Source organism: Rhodococcus sp. JVH1 (assembly GCF_000280725.2).
In the GTDB taxonomy this organism is placed as follows: domain Bacteria; phylum Actinomycetota; class Actinomycetes; order Mycobacteriales; family Mycobacteriaceae; genus Rhodococcus_F; species Rhodococcus_F jostii_A.
This window is the reverse complement of sequence record NZ_CP166289.1, coordinates 19,252-37,470: the sequence shown is the minus strand read 5'-3', so window position 1 is coordinate 37,470 and position 18,219 is coordinate 19,252. Positions and strand designations below refer to the sequence as shown.

Below are 18,219 nucleotides of genomic sequence, written 5' to 3'. Positions count from 1 at the left end.
GTGAAGGCGGGCAGCCCCTCCGTGAGGAACCGCCCGCCTTCCGGTGCGTACGCGGCTATTCCGCCCTGCCGATCCGCTTCCGCCCCGTGGGAGTCCCCGGGGATTCCGGCGGAATGAAATCCGATTTGATCGAGAACACGAACAGTGCCGACACCCCGACCACGACGACAAGAATGGTGAGGACTACGACCACGTAGCCGAAACCGACACCAATTGCTGTCAAGTCCATCAGACCTACCTCCTCAGTCGCTGCTCACGCTACTGCGGAGGGTAGCCGCTGTCACCGCGTCGGCGGGGAAGAACGATTCGATGGCCAGCTCCGCGACCGTCACGTCGAGGGGAGTGCCGAACATCGTGGTCGTGCTGAGGAACGCCAGCACCGTGTCGTGGTGCCGGATACGCAGCGGCACGACGAGCGACCCCGGCAGTTCGGCGCTGCCGACGGTGCCACCGGGGTAGCCCTCCAACTCCCGCAGCAGGTCACGCAGTCCGTCGTCGCCGGTGACCGCGATCTGATGCCGCAGCCGGTGCAGGAGATGCCCCCGCCACTGCGCCAGGTCCAGGATGCGCGGTGCCATGCCGTCCGGGTGCTGGCTCAATCGCAGGACGTTCACGGGCGGCTCGAGCAATTCCGCGGCGCACCCCTCGGTCAGCACCGCGACCGCGTCGTTGGCGTCCACCATGTTCCAGTGCCGGTCGACGACCACCGCCGGGTACGGGGAATGCGCGGTGAGGATCTTCCCGATGGCATCGGCGATCGACGCCATCGGCACATCCGACAGTCGATGCTCCGGGAAGGCGGGCGCGAAACCGCCCGCGAGGAGCAGCGAATTGCGTGCACCGGATTAAACAGAGGAAGCCTGGCCCTTCAGGGCCGGGAGGAAGCTGATTCTGTCTGCGCGAGCGCCGTAGCGGGGTCGCTTTCTTTCGTGGGTTCTGGTCGTTTTTGGTTGGTGATGTACTCGGCGATGATGGCGAGTGGGCGTCCACCTGCGGAGGCGGCGAAGTGGGACGGTGACCAGAAGTGATTGCGCCACAATTATTTCCGGATGTGGTCGGGGAACTCGTGGCGCAGGTATCGAGCGGAGACGCCCTCGAGGCTATTGACCAGGGTGGAGAGTTGCACGGTGGGTGGGTAGTGGATCAATAGGTGGACGTGGTCGGTTTCTCCGTTGAACTCGGTCAACGTTGCGCCGAACTTGTCACACACCTCTGCCATGATCTGCCGGTGACATAGACCAATGGGTATCAGCAGGGAAAGGTGCAGGGTGTGAAGCGGATCGTTGTCGTGAAGCTGGCTCCCACCCCAGAGCAGTATGTGGCGCTGAAATCGACACTAGAGTTGTGCAATGCGGGGGCGAACATGGTTTCGCGGTTCGCGCACACGGCTACTGATCGACGCCCGTTCGCGCTGCAGAGACAGGTCTATGCCCAGCTCAAAGCGCGGGGGTTGTCGGCGCAACCGGCGATCCGGGTCATCAAGAAAGTCGCGGATGCGTACGTGACCCGGAAAGCGAACCTGCTTAACGGGAATTACGGCACGCCGGAATCGAAACGGTATGCGAAGGTTGCAGGTAAGGCGATCGTGTTCCGCGAGGACGCGGGCCAACCGTTTGACGATCGGTGCTTGTCGTGGCAGATCGATCGATCGACGGTGTCGATCTGGACGACCGAGGGCCGGATGCGCAACGTCGGATTCGTGTGCGCGCCGTGGCAGCTGAAAATGCTCGCCGACCGCAAAGGCGAGTCGGATCTGATTTTCCGCGACGGATCTTTCTACCTGCACGCCACCGTCGATACCGACGCACCGGATCAGGTGGTCCCCGCCGACGACCCCACCGGGTGGCTGGGCGTGGACTTGGGGATCGTGAACCTGGCGGTGACCACCGCAGATGACCCGGCCGAACTCGACGTCCGGTGGTCTGGTGGTGCGGTCACCGCTCGCCGGAAAAAGAACGAAACCATGCGGTCCGCGCTGCAAAAGGTGGGGACCAAGTCCGCGAAACGGAAGCTGAAGAAACGGCGTAGGAAGGAGACTCGGTACGCCACCGACATCAATCACCAACTCTCGAAACGATTGTTGCCCAGGCACAACGCACCGGTCAAGGAATCGCGCTAGAAGACCTGTCGGGGATCCGGGACCGGGTACGGCTCGCACGCAAACAACGGCAACAACTGCACTCCTGGGCATACGCGCAATTGCGCGACCAGATCACCTACAAGGCGCAAGCCGCAGGACTGCCGGTGCAGGTGATCAACCCGCGCAACACCAGTAAAACGTGTCACCTCTGCGGGCACTGCGACACCGCGAACAGGCACAGTCAAGCACTATTCCGGTGCCGCGGCTGCGGATGGACCGGGCACGCCGACCATAACGCCGCCGCCAACATTGCCGCACTCGGACACACCAACTACCGGGCCGCCCAATCAACCGTGCCTAAAGCAGCCACCCCTCTAACAGCCAGTTAGAACGTGAGCAGCAAACCCGCGTCCTTCAGGACCGGGTAGTTGATGCAGGGGAATGTCGAGATGCTCGCTGAGCCGCAGCAGCATCGCCCGGGTGGGATTCGACCGCCCGGTCTCCAGGAAGCTGACGTGGCGGCCGAGATGTCCGCCCGGTTCGCCAGTTCCAGCTGACTGAGCCGGCGGCGTTCCCGCCGCGTCCGCAGATGGGTGCCGACATGCGACGTTCGCCGATCGTCGAGGGTGGTCATGCGGCCAGTCTAGGGCGGCCGGATCGTCGTGATCATTACCTCGGACGTCATGGTCAGCGGTCAGGTGAGGTGATCGAACTCCCCGGTCACCCACGCGCAGTGACGGGTGGCCGAGTATTCGAGCGCCTCCCGGCCGGCGTTGTCGATCACGTTGTCGAAGTTGCCGATGATGCGGTCGAATTCGAGGTGCGACAACTGGTCCGCGATGCGCCGCACCACCGCCGCGGACAGCGGCAGCCGGTTGGGGTACGACCGGAGGAACGACACCGTGCGGCGGTCCGGGTTGGGGAACACGCCGTCCCCGGTGAGGAGGACCCCGCGGCCGTCGGCGCCGTCCCGCCAGTGCGCGACGGCGCTGCCCGGGAAGTGCCCACCGATCTGGTGCAGGGTCAGACCCGGCGTCACTTCGTGGGTGCCGGACCAGAACACGATCGGGCCGTCGGACCGTGCCAGCCATCCGCGGTCCGCGTCGGCCACCAGGATGGGCACGTCGCCGAGCGCCTTGGACCACTGCGTCTGGACGCCGAACATGTGCGGGTGGCTGCCCGCGACGGCGAGGACCGGGCCGTGCGCGGCGACGGCGGCGACGGCGGCGTCGTCGACGAACCCGATCGGATCCCACAGCAGCGACCCGGCGGGGGTGCGGATCACGAGGGACTGCTGGCCGATCGCGGTCTTCGGGTCCACGTACAGGCCGTGCAGCCCCGGCTCGACCTCGTGCTCGACCGCGCGGTACCCCGCACCGGACAGCTTCTCCACGGTGGTCCACTCCTGACCGCCCAGCGGAATGTACTGGCGTTCGTCCGCGCAGATCGCGCACTCGTCGGGGAGCGGGGTGTTCGGGTCCTGTTCGACGCCGCACGTGGCGCAGAGATGAAATAACACCCCTCGATCATGCATCCTCACGGCACCCCGAGGAGCCGCAATCCGGCAGTCGCTGCGGCCGCGGACAGGACGACGACGACGAAAGGTGCCTTCCGCCAGGCGAGTATGCCCGCGACGACGACGCCGGTGGGACGCGCCACTCCGGCGAGGTCGTGGCCTTCGGTGAGCGCGGTCGTGCCCACCAGCGCGGTGAGCAGAACCACGGCGGCCGTCGCCATGGTCCGCTCCACCCACGGCCGGGTGGCGATCCGCGGCCGCAACACCGGTCCGGCGAATCGGAACGCGAACGTTCCCGCCGCGAGAACCCCGACCGACCCGATCAGCACGAGGTTCCCGGTCACCGCAGCACCTTCCGCCGTACACCGGCAAGCAGCCCCGCCAACGCCGCCAGCACCGGAAGTCCGGCGGGCAGGAAGGGTGAGGCGGCCAGGGCGATCACCCCGCCGGCCAGTGCCGGCACCCGCACGTCCCGATCGCGCAACGCCGGCAGCACCAGTGCCAGCAGCACTGCCGGGAACATGGCGTCCAGTCCCAGCACCGCGGGGTCGCCGATCGCCGAACCCGCCACCGCGCCGAGCACGGCCCCGAGCGGCCAGCACACCGCGATCCCCACGCCGCACGCCCAGTAGGCGGCGCGCCTGCGGTGGGCGTCCGTCTCACCGAGGGCGAATACCACCGACTCGTCGTTCATCAGGTGACTGCCGACGACGCGGCGCAGCCCGCGCCCCAGCACGTCACCGACCGCCAGACCGAACGGCAGGTGCCGCGCGTTCACCAGTAGCCCGGCGATCGCCGCCGCGACCGGGCTGCCGCCTGCCGCGACGATGCCGACGAACAGGAACTCCGCAGATCCGGCGAGGACCAGCACCGACAGCGCGACGGGCAACCATGCGTCCAGGCCCGAGCCCACCGCGATGGCGCCGTACGACATGCCGACCAGTCCATCGGCCAGGCACACCAGCGCGATGTTCCGGAGGACCCGCACATCGAGTGTTCGCTTCATCGAACGCATGACTTCTATACTGAACACATGGTGCGGTGTTCGTCAGGACGAACGCAGCGCCCAAAATAATGAACACGAAGTCGGAAGTCGGGAAGGGGAACCATGGCAGGGCAGTCCCCGCTGGGCTACATCGGGCCCTCGCTGCGTCGCGAACGGGAACGGTCGGGCATGTCCCTGACCGAGGTCGCCCGCCGCGCCGGGGTCGCGAAATCCACTCTGTCCCAACTCGAATCGGGGGGCGGCAACCCGAGCGTCGAAACCCTGTGGGCCCTCTGCGTCGCCCTGGACGTGCAGATGTCGCAACTCCTGGACCCGCCGCGGCCCCGCGTCCAGGTCATCCGGGCCGACGAGGGGCCGGAACTGACATCCGAACGGTCCGACTACCGCGCCACCCTCGTCGCGTCCTGCCCGCCGTCCGCCCGCCGGGATCTGTATCGCCTCGTCGTCGAACCCGGCCCGGTCCGGGAATCCGAACCGCACATGCCCGGTGTGGTCGAACACGTCATCCTCAGCGCCGGGCGCGCCCTCGTCGGCGTGGCGGGCGATCCGGTCGAACTCGGACCCGGCGACTACATCGCCTACCCCGGCGATGTCGCACACGTGTTCGAAGCGCTGGAACCGGGTACCCGCGCCGTCCTGGTGTCCGAACACAACTGAGGACATTCGGCGAAATTTCTCCGCGCAGGGTGTCGATTCGGAAGGGTGACGTTCGTATAGGAGGTGAGAGCCGGTCACATCCGCAGACGCCGGCTGTCCGATCCGAGGAGGAACCCGAGATGACCCAGTACCTGTTGAGCGTGTACCAGCCCGACGGCCCCGCTCCCGAACCCGACGTCCTCGCGAAGATCGGCGACGACCTCGACGCCCTCAACCAGGAGATGGTGTCCGCGGGCGCGTGGGTGTTCAGCGGGGGACTGTGCGCCCCCACCACGGCGACCGTGCTGCGGGCCCAGGGCGGGGACGTGCTCCTCACCGACGGCCCCTACACCGAAGGCAAGGAGCATCTCGGCGGATTCACCATCGTCGAGGCGCCCGACCTGGACGCCGCCCTCGAATGGGGTCGCAAGCTCACCCGGGCGACGACCCTCCCGATCGAGGTCCGGCCGTTCGTTCACCACGGTGGAGCCGGCGACTGACGTGATCGGGTCCGCCGACATCGAACGGGTGTTCCGTGAGGAACACGGCCGCGCGGTGTCCGTCCTGGTCGGCGTGTTCGGCGACATCGACATCGCCGAGGACGCCGTCCAGGACGCGTTCACCGAGGCGGTGCGGCGCTGGCCGTCGTCCGGGCTGCCACCGAGCCCGGCCGGATGGATCATCACCACCGCCCGGCACCGCACGATCGATCGGCTCCGGCGCGAGGCCTCCCGGCACGACCGCCACGCGCAGGCCGCCCTGGTGCTCGCCCGCGATGAACCGGTGAAGGAGGTCGTCGTGCCCGACGACCGGCTACGCCTGATCTTCACGTGCTGCCACCCGGCGCTCGCCCCCGCCGCCCAGGTCGCGCTGACCCTCCGCCTCCTGGGCGGGCTAGGCACCGCGGAGATCGCGCGCGCATTCCTGGTCCCCGAACCGACCATGGCGCAGCGCCTCGTCCGGGCCAAGGGGAAGATCCGGGACGCCCGGATCCCGTACCGGGTGCCGAGCGAGACCGATCTGCCGGACCGCCTCCGCGCTGTCCTGGCCGTCGTCTATCTGATCTTCAACGAGGGATACACGGCCAGTTCGGGGGATCGGCTGACGCGGGCGGACCTGTGCGCCGAGGCCATCCGCCTCGGCCGGGTCCTGGCCGCGCTGATGCCCGACGAACCGGAGGTCGCCGGGCTGCTCGCGTTGATGGTGCTGATCGAGTCCCGGCGAGGCGCCCGCACCGACGGCGACGGCCGGCTCGTGCTCCTGTCCGATCAGGACCACAGTCGGTGGGATCGTGACCTCGTCGCCGAGGGGCAGTCGCTGGTGCGGGAATGCCTGCGACGGAACACGCCCGGGCAGTACCAGATTCAGGCCGCGATCAACGCCGTCCACAGTGATGCGGCGACGGCCGCCGACACCGACTGGTGGCAGATCCTGCAGTTGTACGACCAGTTGATGTCGGTGGCGCCGAGTCCGGTGGTGGCCCTGAACCGAGCGGTCGCCGTCGCCGAGGTCAGGGGACCGGAGCAGGGGTTGGCACTCGTCAACCACCTCGACCTCGACAACTATCACGTGTACCACGCGGTGCGGGCCGATCTGCTCCGCCGCCTCGGACGCCCCGAAGAGGCTGCGCTCGCGTACGAGACGGCGCGCGACCGCACCGACAACGCTGCCGAACGGGAATTCCTTCGGGCGCAGCGCGATTCGCTCCGGTGACCGGGGCTGCGGGTCAGAGACCCAGGCCCGGCGGCAGGCACACCGACCCGAAACACGTTTCCGTGCGCACGGTGACGGGGAGAGGCTCCGCCGTCGCCGGCTTCGCGTATGCGGTCTCCGGGAGCGGCGCCGAACCCCACACCTCGTCACCGGGGCCCGCGTTCTCACTGCAGATCCAGTGGATCAGGTAGTCGCCGTCGGGCACTGCGTCGAACACGAAGTCCCGCGGTCCCGGCCCGATCACCACATTCGATGCGTGGAACACCGCCACGGACTCGGGGTTCACGATGTCGTCCGCCGCATGCAGTCCGCCGAGTCCGCACACGATGTCCGCACCGGTGTCGTTCGCGATCGTCGTCGTGACGGTGCTCGCGGCCACGGCGGCGGCCAGGGTCACGTCGGGTGGGTCGGCGGAGACGGGAGCGGCCAGGAACAGGGCGAGGGGGCCTCCGGCGATCAGCGTGACCGCGGCCCGGGGCACGAGTGTCATCAGCGGAACCTTCGTTCTCGGCGGTCTCACTCCGGACGTCACGGTATTGATACCCGCCGTGCGGGCGGATAAACGGCGGCGGGCGACACGACATGTTCCCGCCGGCGGATCGGGACATTCAGTGTCGGCGGCGTTTGGCGCGGGCGGCGAATTCGTCGAGCACCCGGACCACGTCCTTGGCCTGCCAGATCCGGTTCCGTCGCCCGTCGGTGATCTGGGTGAGTATCCCGGCGTCGACCAGGCGGTCGATCGCGATCTGCGCGTTGGCGCCGGTCACCCCGAGCGTCGATGTGACGATCTTGTTGTCGACGACCGGTTGGCGAAGGAGCAAGTCCACCAGCCGGTGTACCGCCGCGCCGCGCCGCGCCGTCACACGGGTGCGCCAGTCGGCTCGAACCGTTTCCAGGTCCTGGACGAGGGTGCGACCGTTGGCGACCGCACCGAACGATGCCTCCGCGATCGACCGGACGATCGGCTCGACGTTCCCGGACCGGTACTCGCCGAGTGCGTCGAAATACTCTGCGGTGTCGTGCAGTAGACCCGCGGACACCGGAACGGCAACACTGCGGGTGAGCTGTCCGCCGCGCAGCATCGCCTGGATCAGGGCGCGACCGACACGCCCGTTGCCGTCCGGGAACGGGTGGATGGTTTCGAACTGCGCGTGCGCGACCGCTATCTGCGCGATCACGGGCACATCGACGCGGTTGGCGAAGACGATCAAGTCGTCGATCAGGTCGGGAACCCGGTCATGGTGCGGGGGGACGAATTGCGCGGTGTGGGGTCCGAGGCTTCCGCCGCCGATCCAGACCTGCTGCTGCCGCCATCGACCGGCGATGTTCGGATCGCCGTGTTCGAGCAGCGCGCGATGCATCTGCAGGATCGCCTCGGCGTCGATGGAGTCGGACAACTCCAACGCGGCGTGCATGGCGCGGACGTTTCCGGCGATCAGGCGGGCGTTGCGGGAGGAGTGCTCGCCGAGTTCGGCCAGCGCGATTTGCCGCGCCCCGCTGCTGAGGTTCTCGATCTCCGAGCTCGACGCACTCTCGGTGCGGAGCAGAATGGAGGCGAACGGGGCGGTGATGTGGCCGACTTCGACGTCGAAACGGGTGAGCTCGGTCGCCGCTTCCTCCGTCAGCGACTGCAGCTCGCCGCTCAGTGAGATGGACTGATCGGCAATGAACGCCGGTACTGCCGCACGGTAGGGGCCGGCAGTGAGGCGTCGCTCGCGCCGGGAGCCGTAGTCGCCGGCGGCGCTGACCCAGGGATGCTGCTCGTAGGCGACAGGAGGCCACAACAGTCCGCCGTTAACCGATGCCACCCAGCGAACATACCATTGGTTGATAAGTTATCCAATGGTATGGACCGCCGGTAGTCACGGTGTACAACGCGATCGGGCGCCAGATCTACGACTTCGGTTCCGGCGCCCAATCGCGTTCCCCGTGAATCTCGGTGTTCCCGCGGTCGTCACGTGGTGTCCGGCGTCGCCGGGACGCGGTGATTCGGCGACCGACGATTCCGTGCTGGGGTGCGAACAGATAGACCAGCGCGAATGCCGCGCCCTGGGACAGCACCACCATGCCGCCGCTGGCCGTGTCGAGGTGATAGCTCAGGTACAGGCCGATGACGGCGCAGGCCGCCGAGATCGCCGGGGCGATGACCAGCATCCGGTGGAAGCTGTCGGTCAGCAGGTACGCGGTGGCCCCGGGAATGATCAGCATCGCGACGACCAGGATGACGCCGACGGCCTGCAGGGCCACGACCGCCGTCAGGGCCAGCAGCCCCAGGAGCGCGGCCCCGAGCAGGCGCGGGTTCAGGCCGATCGCGTGGGCGTGGGTGGGGTCGAAGGCGTACAGGGTGAAGTCGCGGCGCTTGACGATCAGTGCCACGAAGACGACGGCCCCGAGTGTGGCGATCTGGACGAGGTCGGACCGGCTCACGCCCAGCAGGTTGCCGAAGATGATGTGATTGAGGTCGGTTTGGCTCGGGGTGACCGAGACCAGCACCAGCCCGAGCGCGAACAGGGTGGAGAACACGATGCCGATCGCCGCGTCCTCCTTGACGCGGCTGGTGTCGCGGACCACCCCGATCAGTGCCACGGCCAGGAACCCGAAGATCACCGCGCCGATCGCGAACGGGGCACCGACGATGTACGCCAGGACGACGCCGGGCAGAACGGCGTGCGAGACCGCGTCACCCATCAGTGACCAGCCGATCAGAACCAGCCAGCACGACAGCACCGCGCACACCACGGCGGCGATCAGGGTGGTGATCAGCGCGCGGACCATGAAGTCGTAGCGCAACGGGTCGACGAAGAAGTCGATGACGTCCATTGATTCTCAGGTCCTTGTCATGACGTCGAGGCCGAAGGCGGCCGCCAGGTTCTCCGGTTGCAGCACGACCGTCGGGTCGCCGTGCATGAGGACGGTGCGCATCAGCAGGATCGCCTCGTCGGCCAGGGTGGGCAGCGCGTGCAGGTCGTGAGTGGAGACCAGGATCGCCGCACCCGCGGCGGCGAGTTCACGCAGCAGTGCGGTGATGGTGGCCTCGGAGCGTTTGTCGACCCCGGCGAACGGTTCGTCGAGGAGAAGGATGGTGGCGCCCTGTGCGATTCCGCGGGCGACGAAGGTGCGTTTCTTCTGGCCGCCGGACAGTTGCCCGATCTGCCGGTCCGCCAGTTCGGTCAGTTCGACGCGTTCGAGGGCGTGGTCGACGGCCTCGCGGTCAGCTCTGCCGGGCCGCCGGGTCAGCCCCATGTGCCCGTAGCGGCCGGTCATCACCACGTCACGCACCGAGAGCGGGAACGTCCAGTCCACGTCCTCGCTCTGCGGAACGTAACCCAGCACACCGGTCTTGCGTGCCGCGACCGGCGCCGTGCCGTTGATGCGGACCGTGCCGGAGTCGGGTTTGACCGTGCCCATGATCGTCTTGAACAGGGTGGACTTTCCGGAACCGTTCATGCCGACGAGGCCACAGACGCGTCCGGGCTGCAGGGCAAGTGAGACCTGTTCGAGCGCAAGGACATCGCCGTAGTGGACGGTGACGTCCTGTACCTCGACGGTCGGCTGGGTGGTCATGATTGCTGCCCGTTCAGTGCGGAGGTGAGGGTGTCGGCGTCGTGCCGGATCAGATCGAGGTACGTCGGCACGGGCCCGTCCGCCTCGGACAGGGAGTCGACGTAGAGGGTGCCGCCGAACGCGGCGCCCGTGGCTTCGACGACGCGTTGCATCGGCGCATCCGACACCGTGGATTCGCAGAACACCGCCGGAACCCGGTTGTCTTTGACGAACTCGATCGTCGACGCGATCTGCTGGGGCGTGGCCTGCTGTTCGGCATTGACCGGCCAGATGTACTTCTCGGTCAGCCCGGCATCCCGGGCCAGATACGAGAACGCTCCCTCGCACGTGACCAGCGCCCGTTCGTTGACCGGCAGCGCTCCCAGCTCGGCGACCAACTCGTCCTGCACCTTCTGCAACTGCGCCTTGTACGCGTCGCCGTTGATGCGATAGTCGGCCGCATGTGCCGAATCGAGTTCGCTGAACACGGCGACCATGTTGTCGACGTAGATCTGAACGTTCAGCGGTGACATCCAGGCGTGCGGATTCGGTTTGCCCGCGTAGGCATCCTCGCCGATGGCGATCGGCTCGACGCCGTCGCTGACGACCACGTGCTCGACGTCCGAGCCGTCGACGAACTGGGCGAACCACGCCTCCAGGTTCATCCCGTTGTCGAGGATCAGGTCGGCCTCGGCTGCCTTCTTGATATCGCCCGGGGTGGGCTCGTATCCGTGGATTTCCGCGCCGGCCTTGGTGATCGACTCGACGGTCACGTGCTCGCCTCCGACGTTGGCGGCGATATCGGCGAGAACGGTGAACGTGGTCAACACCACAGGTTTGTCGTTTTCCGGTCCGTCACCCGTGCCGCACCCCGACAACATCAGCGCCGTGGCAAGCGCTGTCAGCACCGCGGCCGGCCGTCGTCGCACACCCACCCTGAAGCCCATTGTTTTCACGGTCGAATCATAATGTTCGGCTTGCCGAAACCACAAGTGGTGGCACCCGCGTGACCACCCCTCGGGACGGTGCCCCCGAATGCGCCCACACCCGCCGCAGTCACGATCTCGGTCGACGGAAGTCGCCGTTGGTGCCCGTCTGGGAGCGCCGTGCCGCGACCGTGTCGGCGGTGGACCCGATCGTGGGCGCGAGCCGCCACAATCCAGCGGCGGCGAGAACGTGCCACAGCGCGTGGCCCTGCAGGACACTGCCCGGCCGGCAGATCGACGTCCGGTCGCCGATGGTGCCGAGTAGCGCGCCGGACGCGAGAAGCAGTGCCGCGACGATGGTCGTGCGCCGCAGCTGCGGACGGACGCGGGCGCGTTCCAGACCGAGTCCCACGGCGACCGCGGCGAGTATGGCCTGCGCGGCCGTGGAGGTCGCCGGGCCGGCCGCGACCGCGGGGATCATCACGACCGGGACGACGAGCCACCACACCGGCGACAGCCGCCGGCCTAACCGATCGGAGGCGGCGTCGACGGCGATGAAGGTCAGCACTGTCGCGATCGGGATGTCGTGGGCGTAGGCCTGCCATGGCGGGTTGGGTCCGTGCGCAACGAGAGACCCGGCGCCGACCGCGGTGACGAGGAGGCCGTACGTCACGGTCGGCGCGCTGTGCGGACGACGCGCGACGACCGCGAGACCGGCGATCACGAAGGCGAGGCTGGTGACGGCGGCCGCCGGCTGCCCGATGAAACCCGCGTCGCGGTACAGCTCGCAGGCGTTCGCCAGCATCATGTCTTCGAGGTTTCCAAAGAGGTCCGCCTGCCGCAATCGCGGTAGCGACGGCGGGCTGGCGGCCAGGCGGTGGTCCCGTGCGGACCGGAGTCGGTGTCGTGTCAGCTCGCCCGCGCGACGTCGGCTTCCGTGTCCTCGATGCGGCGTTCGAGGTGGTGCAGCTGCGCGATCGCGTTGCGGGCGGTGATCTGCTGGTGGGTGTTGGTCAGTTGACCGCGCCAGGTACCGAGGAAGGTCCAGGCCCACGACAGCAGGGTCACGAGGCGGCTGCGGAAGCCGACGACATAGACGACGTGCACGGCCAGCCACATGATCCACGCGAGGAACCCGGTCAGCTCGAGGCCGCCGATCTTGGCGACCGCGTTGAATCGGCAAATGGTTGCCATCGCGCCCTTGTCGCGGTACCGGAAGGGGTTCCGATCCGGTACCGGGCGTCCTTTGCCTGCGGCGCAGACCTCGGCGGCGATCTGCTTCGCGGCGTAGCGGCCCCCTTGGATCGCGACCTGGGCGACGCCGGGGAGACGATCGCGCGACATCATGTCGCCGACAACGAACACATTCGGATTGCCCGGCAGGGTGAGGTCTTCGTCGACGGAGACCCGGCCTGCGCGGTCGATGTCGGCACCGGACTGTTCGGCGAGCCGGCGACCGAGGGGACTCGCTGCCACTCCCGCGGACCAGACCTTGCAGACGGACTCGATGCGGTGCTCGGTGCCGTCGGCATCACGAACGGTCAGTCCGTCGGCGTCGACGTCGGTCACCGACGCACCCAGCCGCACCTCGACGCCCAGCTTTTCGAGGGTTTCCGCCGCCTCGGAACCGAGGTTGTCCCCGAACGGCGGCAGTACCGCCGAGGCGGCGTCGAGCAGGACGATCCGCGCATCCCGGGGATCGAAATTGGAGTACGCCCCGACGAGTGTGCGGTGTGCGAGCTCGGCGATCTGGCCGGCCATCTCGACGCCGGTGGGGCCGGCACCGACCACGACGAAGGTGAGTAGGCGTGCCCGCTCCCGCGGGTCGGTGATGACCTCTGCCTGCTCGAACGCGCCGAGTATCCGGCCGCGGAGTTCGAGGGCGTCGTCGATCGTCTTCATGCCGGGTGCGTGCTCGGCGAAGTGGTCGTTGCCGAAATAGGACTGCTGCGCCCCGGCGGAGACGATGAGGCTGTCGTATCCGGTGACGGTGATCTGCCCGAGGTGTTCGGACGTCACCGTACGTTCGGTCAGGTCGATGGTGGTGACGTCGCCGAGTCGGACGGCGGCGTTGGCTTGGTCCTTGAGGATCATCCGCGTCGAGGGGGCGATCTCGCCTTCGGAGAGGATACCGGTGGCCACCTGGTACAGGAGGGGTTGGAACAGGTGGTGGGTGGTGCGGTCGATCACCGTGACGTCCACCTCCGCGCGGCGGAGGGCCTTCGTCGCGAACAGCCCACCGAAGCCAGATCCGATGACGACGACGCGGTGGCGCGCGGGCGGGGACTGGGGGTTGCTCATGGTGAGCCTTTCCGATCACGCCCAGGGGCGACGATCTCGGTGTCGGGGGAGATGGATGTCGGGGTTCAGACCAGCAATTCGACTGACAGGCATCAATAGTGAACAAGCGGCGCAGGGAAGCCGAGGTGAGAGAACAAAATTCTCTAGACTGAGCCGGTGAAGAAGAATGTTTCAGGCGCGCCGTATGTCGAAGGCTCGGGATCGAATGATGTTCGAACGGGGGCGCCGATCGATGAGATCGACCGGATCCTCCTCGATCAACTCTCGCGCGACGCGCGTACCCCGAACAACGCCCTCGCCGCCCTCGCGGGCATCGCCCCCTCGACCTGCCTGGGCCGCGTGCGTTCCCTGATCGATCGCGGAGTGATTCGCGGCTTCCATGCCGACATCGATCCCGCCACCCTTGGCAGGGACCTGCAGGCAATGATCGCAGTTCGAGTACAGGCCAACGCAAGACAGCATCTCGGGCAGCTCGCCGAGCAACTCGCCACCCTCGACGAGGTGCTGAACGTGTACTTCATCGCCGGCGCCGACGACTACCTCATCCACGTCGCCACCGCGAGCAGCGAAGAGCTGAGGCGCTTCGTCCTCGACCACCTCAGCGCGCATCCCGCGGTCGCCTCGACGGAGACCATCCTGATCTTCGAGCACGTGCGCCCGCGGCACCGAGCGCCCCGGACCGAGCAGTCTTCGGGCCGTTGAGGGGGAGCGGAACTGCTTGGCGATGGATGTGATCAGGTGCGTCGGTCGGATGTTGTCTTTGCCGGTGGTTGGCGTGTCGTTGTCCTGGCGCTGTTCGCGCGTCCTGTTGTGGGGGGCGGGCGGGGTGTTGTCGGCGTCGGAGGAGGTCGGTGGCCGGCACGAGTTTTCGGACTCGATGTCGGGTATCAGTTGCTAAGATTTGGTGCGCCAATGGTATTCGCGCGATCGGCAATGGGGAGATGGCAGATCACCGCACCGCCATCGTGCACCCGGCGAAGTCAATCAGGGATGGGTGGGACGGTCGGCTTCGCCGATGCGTATGCCATGGCAACGCCTGCGCTGTCTGCTCGCTGATCGGTGAGCATGTCCACGCCGCTCCTCTGTTGTGTAAGCGGGTGCACAGGCTTGCCGCTGATTGGTCTCCTCCTCGGAAGGAAGATCTCGGTACGGGGGCCTGTGTGACGCGATAGTGCGTCGGTGGTCGCGGGGACGAGCATGTGGTGCTGGGAGAGTTCGTCGGGGTTGTTGATCTTCGTGGAGAACCAGGACGGCAGTGTGGCCAGGACCTCGGTGAGGGTGAGGTGGTTGGTTCGGGCGAGCCGAGGTAGGTAGGAGCTCAGCGTTTGCCCTGTGATCGGTGCGACCGGCCGTGGCAGCACGACCGTGTGCTCGCCCGGACTGCCCGAGCGGGCGCGGGGGAGCCGGCTGTGCGGCGGGTTGCCGGAATTGTTGCATCTCGCGGTTGAAGGTCGCTTTGCTGGCTTGGAATCCGAGTTCTTTCAACTCTTTGAACAGGGCGTGGGGTCGTAGCTGTGGGTCGTAGCTGTGGGTCGTCGGTGAGGTGCTGGCGGCTGTAGTCGGCCAGGCATCGGTGAGCAGGCGGGTGCGTGCGGTTCGGACTCCGGGTCTCTTGTGTCCGGTCAGGGAGGAGCGGTTCGTCGTCGGGCTGTAGCCGAGCTGCCCCGGCGATGGCGTTCACCGACCATCCGGCCTTGCCCAGGGCCGGTATCAGCTCGGCTCGATCGCGGGGCAGCATGTGGGACCTCGCCGCTTATCCGACGGGAGGGGCCGAGGATTCGGAGGTGATGTCGGCGTCGGCGGCGTCCAGGGACTTCTTGGTGATTTTCTCGGTGCCGTCGAGGACGGTGTTGATGGCCGCGCTGCGGATCAGCCAGAGCAGGCTTCCGATCATTTGCGTGGGTGCGCCTGTGCAGGTAGCGGTCGAGCTCGGGCAGTGATCCAGGCCGGTGCCGGTGTAGTCGCAGACTGTCTTCCAAGGCGGCGATGAGCGCGGTCCATTGTTGGTCCTGGCTGAACGGACCGGTGCGGACCGTGTTCGAATCGGCCGGCGATCTGCTCGCCGCGGGTGCCGGACAGCAGCCCGGTGCGTTCCAGGCTGATTCCGGCATATGTACAGGTGGCTGGGGTCCTCTCGCTGAAGTATTTCAAGGTGTCGGATGCGTCGGCGCCCGCGCGGGTGCGGGTGCGGGTGTTGAGGTTATGGAGTTCGTCGACTGCGACGAGGGTGACGCGGGCGTCGCGGCTCACGCCGCAGACCGCGTCGGCGATGTCGGTGATGTTGGCGCGCCGCGAGATCGGCAGGTCGAAGAACCGCGCGAACTCCATCGCGATCATCTTCGGGGTGGCGGCGGGCGCGATGGTGATGTAGACGAGGGGAATGTCGTCCGCCGCGTGCGGGTGACGTCGCCGGTGGATCACCTCGACGGTCTTGCCGAGCTGGGTCAGTGCGGTGGTCTTACCGGTTCTGGCGGGCCCGGACACCATCAAGCCGCATCGCCCGTAGTGGGCGTTGCGGTTCAGCTGGACCAGGCGGCGACCGGAGGCGATGACCTGGCGGATCGTGGGTGTCTGGACCACCAGCAACCGGGAATGGTGATCGATGCGATCGTCGTCGTAGTAGTCGCGTTTGTCCTCGGCCAGGCCCGTCCACACCGCTGCGGGCAGCAGGTTCGGCGCGGTGTGCATCTCGGCGACGAAGCCGCGCCACCCGTCCAGCGTGGTCAGCTGCAGGTGTCCGTAGTCGGCATCACCGGATTCGTCATCGGATCCGTGACGGGCTGTGCGGGTCACCATCGCTTGTCCGCCTCGGCGAAGGGGTCGAAGATCGGCAGCGCTATCACCTTGGCGCCCGGACGAGTTGTTGCGGACCGGGTCCGGTTCCTCGTCGATGCTGTCCCGCGGTGCGGGCCGCGGTGGGATCGGGGCAGCCGGTGAGCTGGCCTTGGTGCGCGCGGCGACCCGGCGGTGAGTTTCGCCGAGGCCTTTCCCTCACTGTCGGAAGGTCCTTGGTGGGCCCGTTTGAGCAGGTCGGCGACAGCGTCGGCGACTTCTTCTTCGGTCGCGGCCGGTAGGGCGCGGTGGGTGTGGTCCCAGGCCAGTTCCCCGAACGGTGCTGCGACGCGGTGCAGGTGCTTCCAGAACAGGGTGATCCAGCCGCCCTTCCAGTGGTTGCGGACCCAGACGCGTGAGACGTCGTAGGGGTCGTAATGGATCTCCCAGAGATCCCGATGGTCGGTCACGCCGGATCGCTGGTGCCGCAGCGGGTTCAGGGCTTTGTCGTGGTAGGTGCGATGGCTGATCTTCACGCCGTAGACGTTGATCGCCCGCCAGGTCGCGGGCAGCAGTTCGACGTAGTCGTCCGCCGACAGTGCGACCGGGACATAGCCTGCGGTTTCGATGAGCGCGGCGTATTTCTCGTTCGGGCTGAACATCCGTCCCGGATGGACGGGGTCGCCGAGCCCGTCGTGGGGCCGGTTCTGCCAGGCTGCCACGAGCCACTCGTCCAGCAGCTCCTGCAACTCCGTCACCGACCACACCGCTTGCTGCTCGACGTGGCGGCCCCGGCGTTCGGCGTTGAATCCGGTGTAGCCCGCGACGAACTGGGCGAACAGCGTGCCGACCGAGCCGAGCATCCGCTCGATATGCCCCTTTTCCCAGCCGGATGCGTCGTGGACGGGCTGGAAGTTGATGCCCAGGAAGTTGCAGGAGGCCCGGAAGTTGCGGGAGATGAACACCTTTCCCTGGTCGACCACGATCGTCTCGGGAATGACGACCGGCCGGGCTGCGGCGTGCTGCATACGGGCATCGATGTCCAGCAGCCGCTCGAACGGCAGCGCCGACCGCGACATCGCCAGTGCCTGCGACCAGCCCGGCCGCATCGGTTCAGGCGTGACGGTGCGGGCCAGCAGCACGCTCGCGTCCACCGACTTGGTCGTCGGAGGCAACACCGCCGCGGTCACGGTCCTGGTCGCGACATCGATCATGCCGGTCAAATCGATCCGGCCCGCGACGCCGTCGTCCAGGCGGACCAGCACGTCCAGCGGGGTGCAGTCGATCTGCATCACCTCACCCGGCGCCCACGCGTCCGCCTCGCCGAACGGCCCGTCCGGGCGGTCGGCCAGCGACCGGCGGGTGCGGGCAGATCCCGTGGTGTGCTTGCCCGCCGCCAGCTTCTCCAGCAACCGGTAGAGGCTGCGCTGTGACGGCAACCGAACGGCCCCCCCGGACCGTGGGCGGCCTCCAGGATCTGGCCGGTCCGCCAGAACAGGTAGGTGGCCGTGCGGGAGGACTCCTGCGTCGCCTCGGCGATCGCTTGTTGCAGCGCCTCCACCACCAGCGGATCGGCCCGACCGTGCGCGGTGACGGGCTTGTCGATCCGATGATCGACCATCCCGGCCAGCCCGCGCGCTTCGTAGCGGCGTCGGCGTTTGGTGATCGCGCTCGCGGTCACCGGACGACCGGCCCCGGTCAGCTCCGCGGCCTTGGCCTGCTCGCG

The 18,219-nt window shown here is 67.6% G+C and carries 18 protein-coding genes and 4 pseudogenes; 5 read left to right on the top strand and 17 right to left on the bottom strand.

All coding sequences use genetic code 11. The annotated features are described in order from the left end of the window. Positions 1–55: 55 nt before the first annotated feature. The 3 genes and pseudogenes from JVH1_RS00205 to tnpA all read right to left on the bottom strand — a co-directional run. Positions 56–229, bottom strand: coding sequence for a hypothetical protein (locus tag JVH1_RS00205; RefSeq protein WP_009480519.1), 174 nt, complete (start codon positions 227–229; stop codon positions 56–58). 13 nt (positions 230–242) lie between these two features. Then, positions 243–836: pseudogene (locus tag JVH1_RS00200) on the bottom strand (transcriptional regulator); the annotation flags it as partial. Between the two features lie 32 nt (positions 837–868). Beyond that, a pseudogene (gene tnpA / locus JVH1_RS00195) lies at positions 869–1,225 on the bottom strand (IS200/IS605 family transposase); the annotation flags it as partial. A gap of 45 nt (positions 1,226–1,270) precedes the next feature. Here tnpA and JVH1_RS00190 point away from each other — a divergent pair. Further along, a pseudogene (locus JVH1_RS00190) lies at positions 1,271–2,469 on the top strand (RNA-guided endonuclease InsQ/TnpB family protein). Between the two features lie 39 nt (positions 2,470–2,508). Here the strand turns inward: JVH1_RS00190 and JVH1_RS00185 are convergent. The 4 genes and pseudogenes from JVH1_RS00185 to JVH1_RS00170 form a co-directional block, all read right to left on the bottom strand. Then, positions 2,509–2,714: pseudogene (locus JVH1_RS00185) on the bottom strand (helix-turn-helix domain-containing protein); the annotation flags it as partial. Between the two features lie 60 nt (positions 2,715–2,774). Beyond that, complete coding sequence (locus tag JVH1_RS00180; protein WP_009480525.1) at positions 2,775–3,599, bottom strand: MBL fold metallo-hydrolase; 825 nt, start codon at positions 3,597–3,599, stop codon at positions 2,775–2,777. 17 nt (positions 3,600–3,616) lie between these two features. Beyond that, positions 3,617–3,940, bottom strand: coding sequence for an AzlD domain-containing protein (locus JVH1_RS00175; RefSeq protein WP_009480526.1), 324 nt, complete (start codon positions 3,938–3,940; stop codon positions 3,617–3,619). Further along, complete coding sequence (locus JVH1_RS00170) at positions 3,937–4,611, bottom strand: AzlC family ABC transporter permease (RefSeq protein WP_043782762.1); 675 nt, start codon at positions 4,609–4,611, stop codon at positions 3,937–3,939. The genes JVH1_RS00175 and JVH1_RS00170 overlap by 4 nt, the downstream gene beginning before the upstream one ends. Before the next feature lie 93 nt (positions 4,612–4,704). Between JVH1_RS00170 and JVH1_RS00165 the strand changes: the two genes are divergently transcribed. The 3 genes from JVH1_RS00165 to JVH1_RS00155 all read left to right on the top strand — a co-directional run bounded on the left by JVH1_RS00165 (position 4,705) and on the right by JVH1_RS00155 (position 6,951). Continuing rightward, positions 4,705–5,259 carry a helix-turn-helix domain-containing protein gene (locus JVH1_RS00165; protein WP_009480528.1) on the top strand — a complete coding sequence of 185 codons (555 nt, stop codon included), beginning with the start codon at positions 4,705–4,707 and terminating at the stop codon, positions 5,257–5,259. 119 nt (positions 5,260–5,378) lie between these two features. Beyond that, complete coding sequence (locus tag JVH1_RS00160) at positions 5,379–5,738, top strand: YciI family protein (RefSeq protein ID WP_009480529.1); 360 nt, start codon at positions 5,379–5,381, stop codon at positions 5,736–5,738. Between the two features lies 1 nt (position 5,739). After that, positions 5,740–6,951, top strand: coding sequence for an RNA polymerase sigma factor (locus JVH1_RS00155; RefSeq protein ID WP_009480530.1), 1,212 nt, complete (start codon positions 5,740–5,742; stop codon positions 6,949–6,951). Positions 6,952–6,964: 13 nt separating this feature from the next. Here JVH1_RS00155 and JVH1_RS00150 read toward each other — a convergent pair whose 3' ends face one another. From JVH1_RS00150 to JVH1_RS00120, 7 genes are all read right to left on the bottom strand, one after another. After that, on the bottom strand, positions 6,965–7,441 hold the full coding sequence (locus JVH1_RS00150) for a hypothetical protein (protein WP_009480531.1): 477 nt from the start codon (positions 7,439–7,441) through the stop codon (positions 6,965–6,967). Positions 7,442–7,559: 118 nt separating this feature from the next. Then, entirely contained in the window at positions 7,560–8,759 is a 1,200-nt protein-coding gene (locus JVH1_RS00145) for a Fic family protein (RefSeq protein WP_009480532.1), read from the bottom strand. Positions 8,760–8,844: 85 nt separating this feature from the next. Then, on the bottom strand, positions 8,845–9,771 hold the full coding sequence (locus JVH1_RS00140; RefSeq protein ID WP_009480533.1) for a metal ABC transporter permease: 927 nt from the start codon (positions 9,769–9,771) through the stop codon (positions 8,845–8,847). A gap of 6 nt (positions 9,772–9,777) precedes the next feature. After that, positions 9,778–10,515, bottom strand: coding sequence for a metal ABC transporter ATP-binding protein (locus JVH1_RS00135; protein WP_009480534.1), 738 nt, complete (start codon positions 10,513–10,515; stop codon positions 9,778–9,780). Further along, positions 10,512–11,441, bottom strand: coding sequence for a metal ABC transporter substrate-binding protein (locus JVH1_RS00130; RefSeq protein ID WP_237735337.1), 930 nt, complete (start codon positions 11,439–11,441; stop codon positions 10,512–10,514). Before JVH1_RS00130 ends, JVH1_RS00135 begins: the two co-directional genes overlap by 4 nt. A 109-nt stretch (positions 11,442–11,550) precedes the next feature. Further along, a complete protein-coding gene (locus JVH1_RS00125; RefSeq protein ID WP_009480536.1) occupies positions 11,551–12,228 on the bottom strand; it encodes a hypothetical protein in 678 nt (225 codons plus the stop codon). 101 nt (positions 12,229–12,329) lie between these two features. After that, positions 12,330–13,721 carry an NAD(P)/FAD-dependent oxidoreductase gene (locus JVH1_RS00120; RefSeq protein WP_009480537.1) on the bottom strand — a complete coding sequence of 464 codons (1,392 nt, stop codon included), beginning with the start codon at positions 13,719–13,721 and terminating at the stop codon, positions 12,330–12,332. Between the two features lie 156 nt (positions 13,722–13,877). Between JVH1_RS00120 and JVH1_RS00115 the strand changes: the two genes are divergently transcribed. Beyond that, a complete protein-coding gene (locus JVH1_RS00115) occupies positions 13,878–14,423 on the top strand; it encodes an Lrp/AsnC family transcriptional regulator (protein ID WP_371112926.1) in 546 nt (181 codons plus the stop codon). A 1,051-nt stretch (positions 14,424–15,474) separates the two neighbouring features. On the opposite strand, the gene JVH1_RS00110 is transcribed toward JVH1_RS00115, so the two are convergent. Genes JVH1_RS00110 through JVH1_RS00100 form a run of 3 tightly spaced genes read right to left on the bottom strand, consistent with a single transcriptional unit; the run spans position 15,475 to position 17,905 of the window. Next, a complete protein-coding gene (locus tag JVH1_RS00110) occupies positions 15,475–15,615 on the bottom strand; it encodes a hypothetical protein (RefSeq protein ID WP_009472515.1) in 141 nt (46 codons plus the stop codon). After that, complete coding sequence (locus JVH1_RS00105; RefSeq protein ID WP_009472514.1) at positions 15,612–16,517, bottom strand: AAA family ATPase; 906 nt, start codon at positions 16,515–16,517, stop codon at positions 15,612–15,614. Before JVH1_RS00105 ends, JVH1_RS00110 begins: the two co-directional genes overlap by 4 nt. Continuing rightward, a complete protein-coding gene (locus JVH1_RS00100; RefSeq protein WP_371112925.1) occupies positions 16,511–17,905 on the bottom strand; it encodes a Mu transposase C-terminal domain-containing protein in 1,395 nt (464 codons plus the stop codon). Before JVH1_RS00100 ends, JVH1_RS00105 begins: the two co-directional genes overlap by 7 nt. Positions 17,906–18,219: the final 314 nt, after the last annotated feature.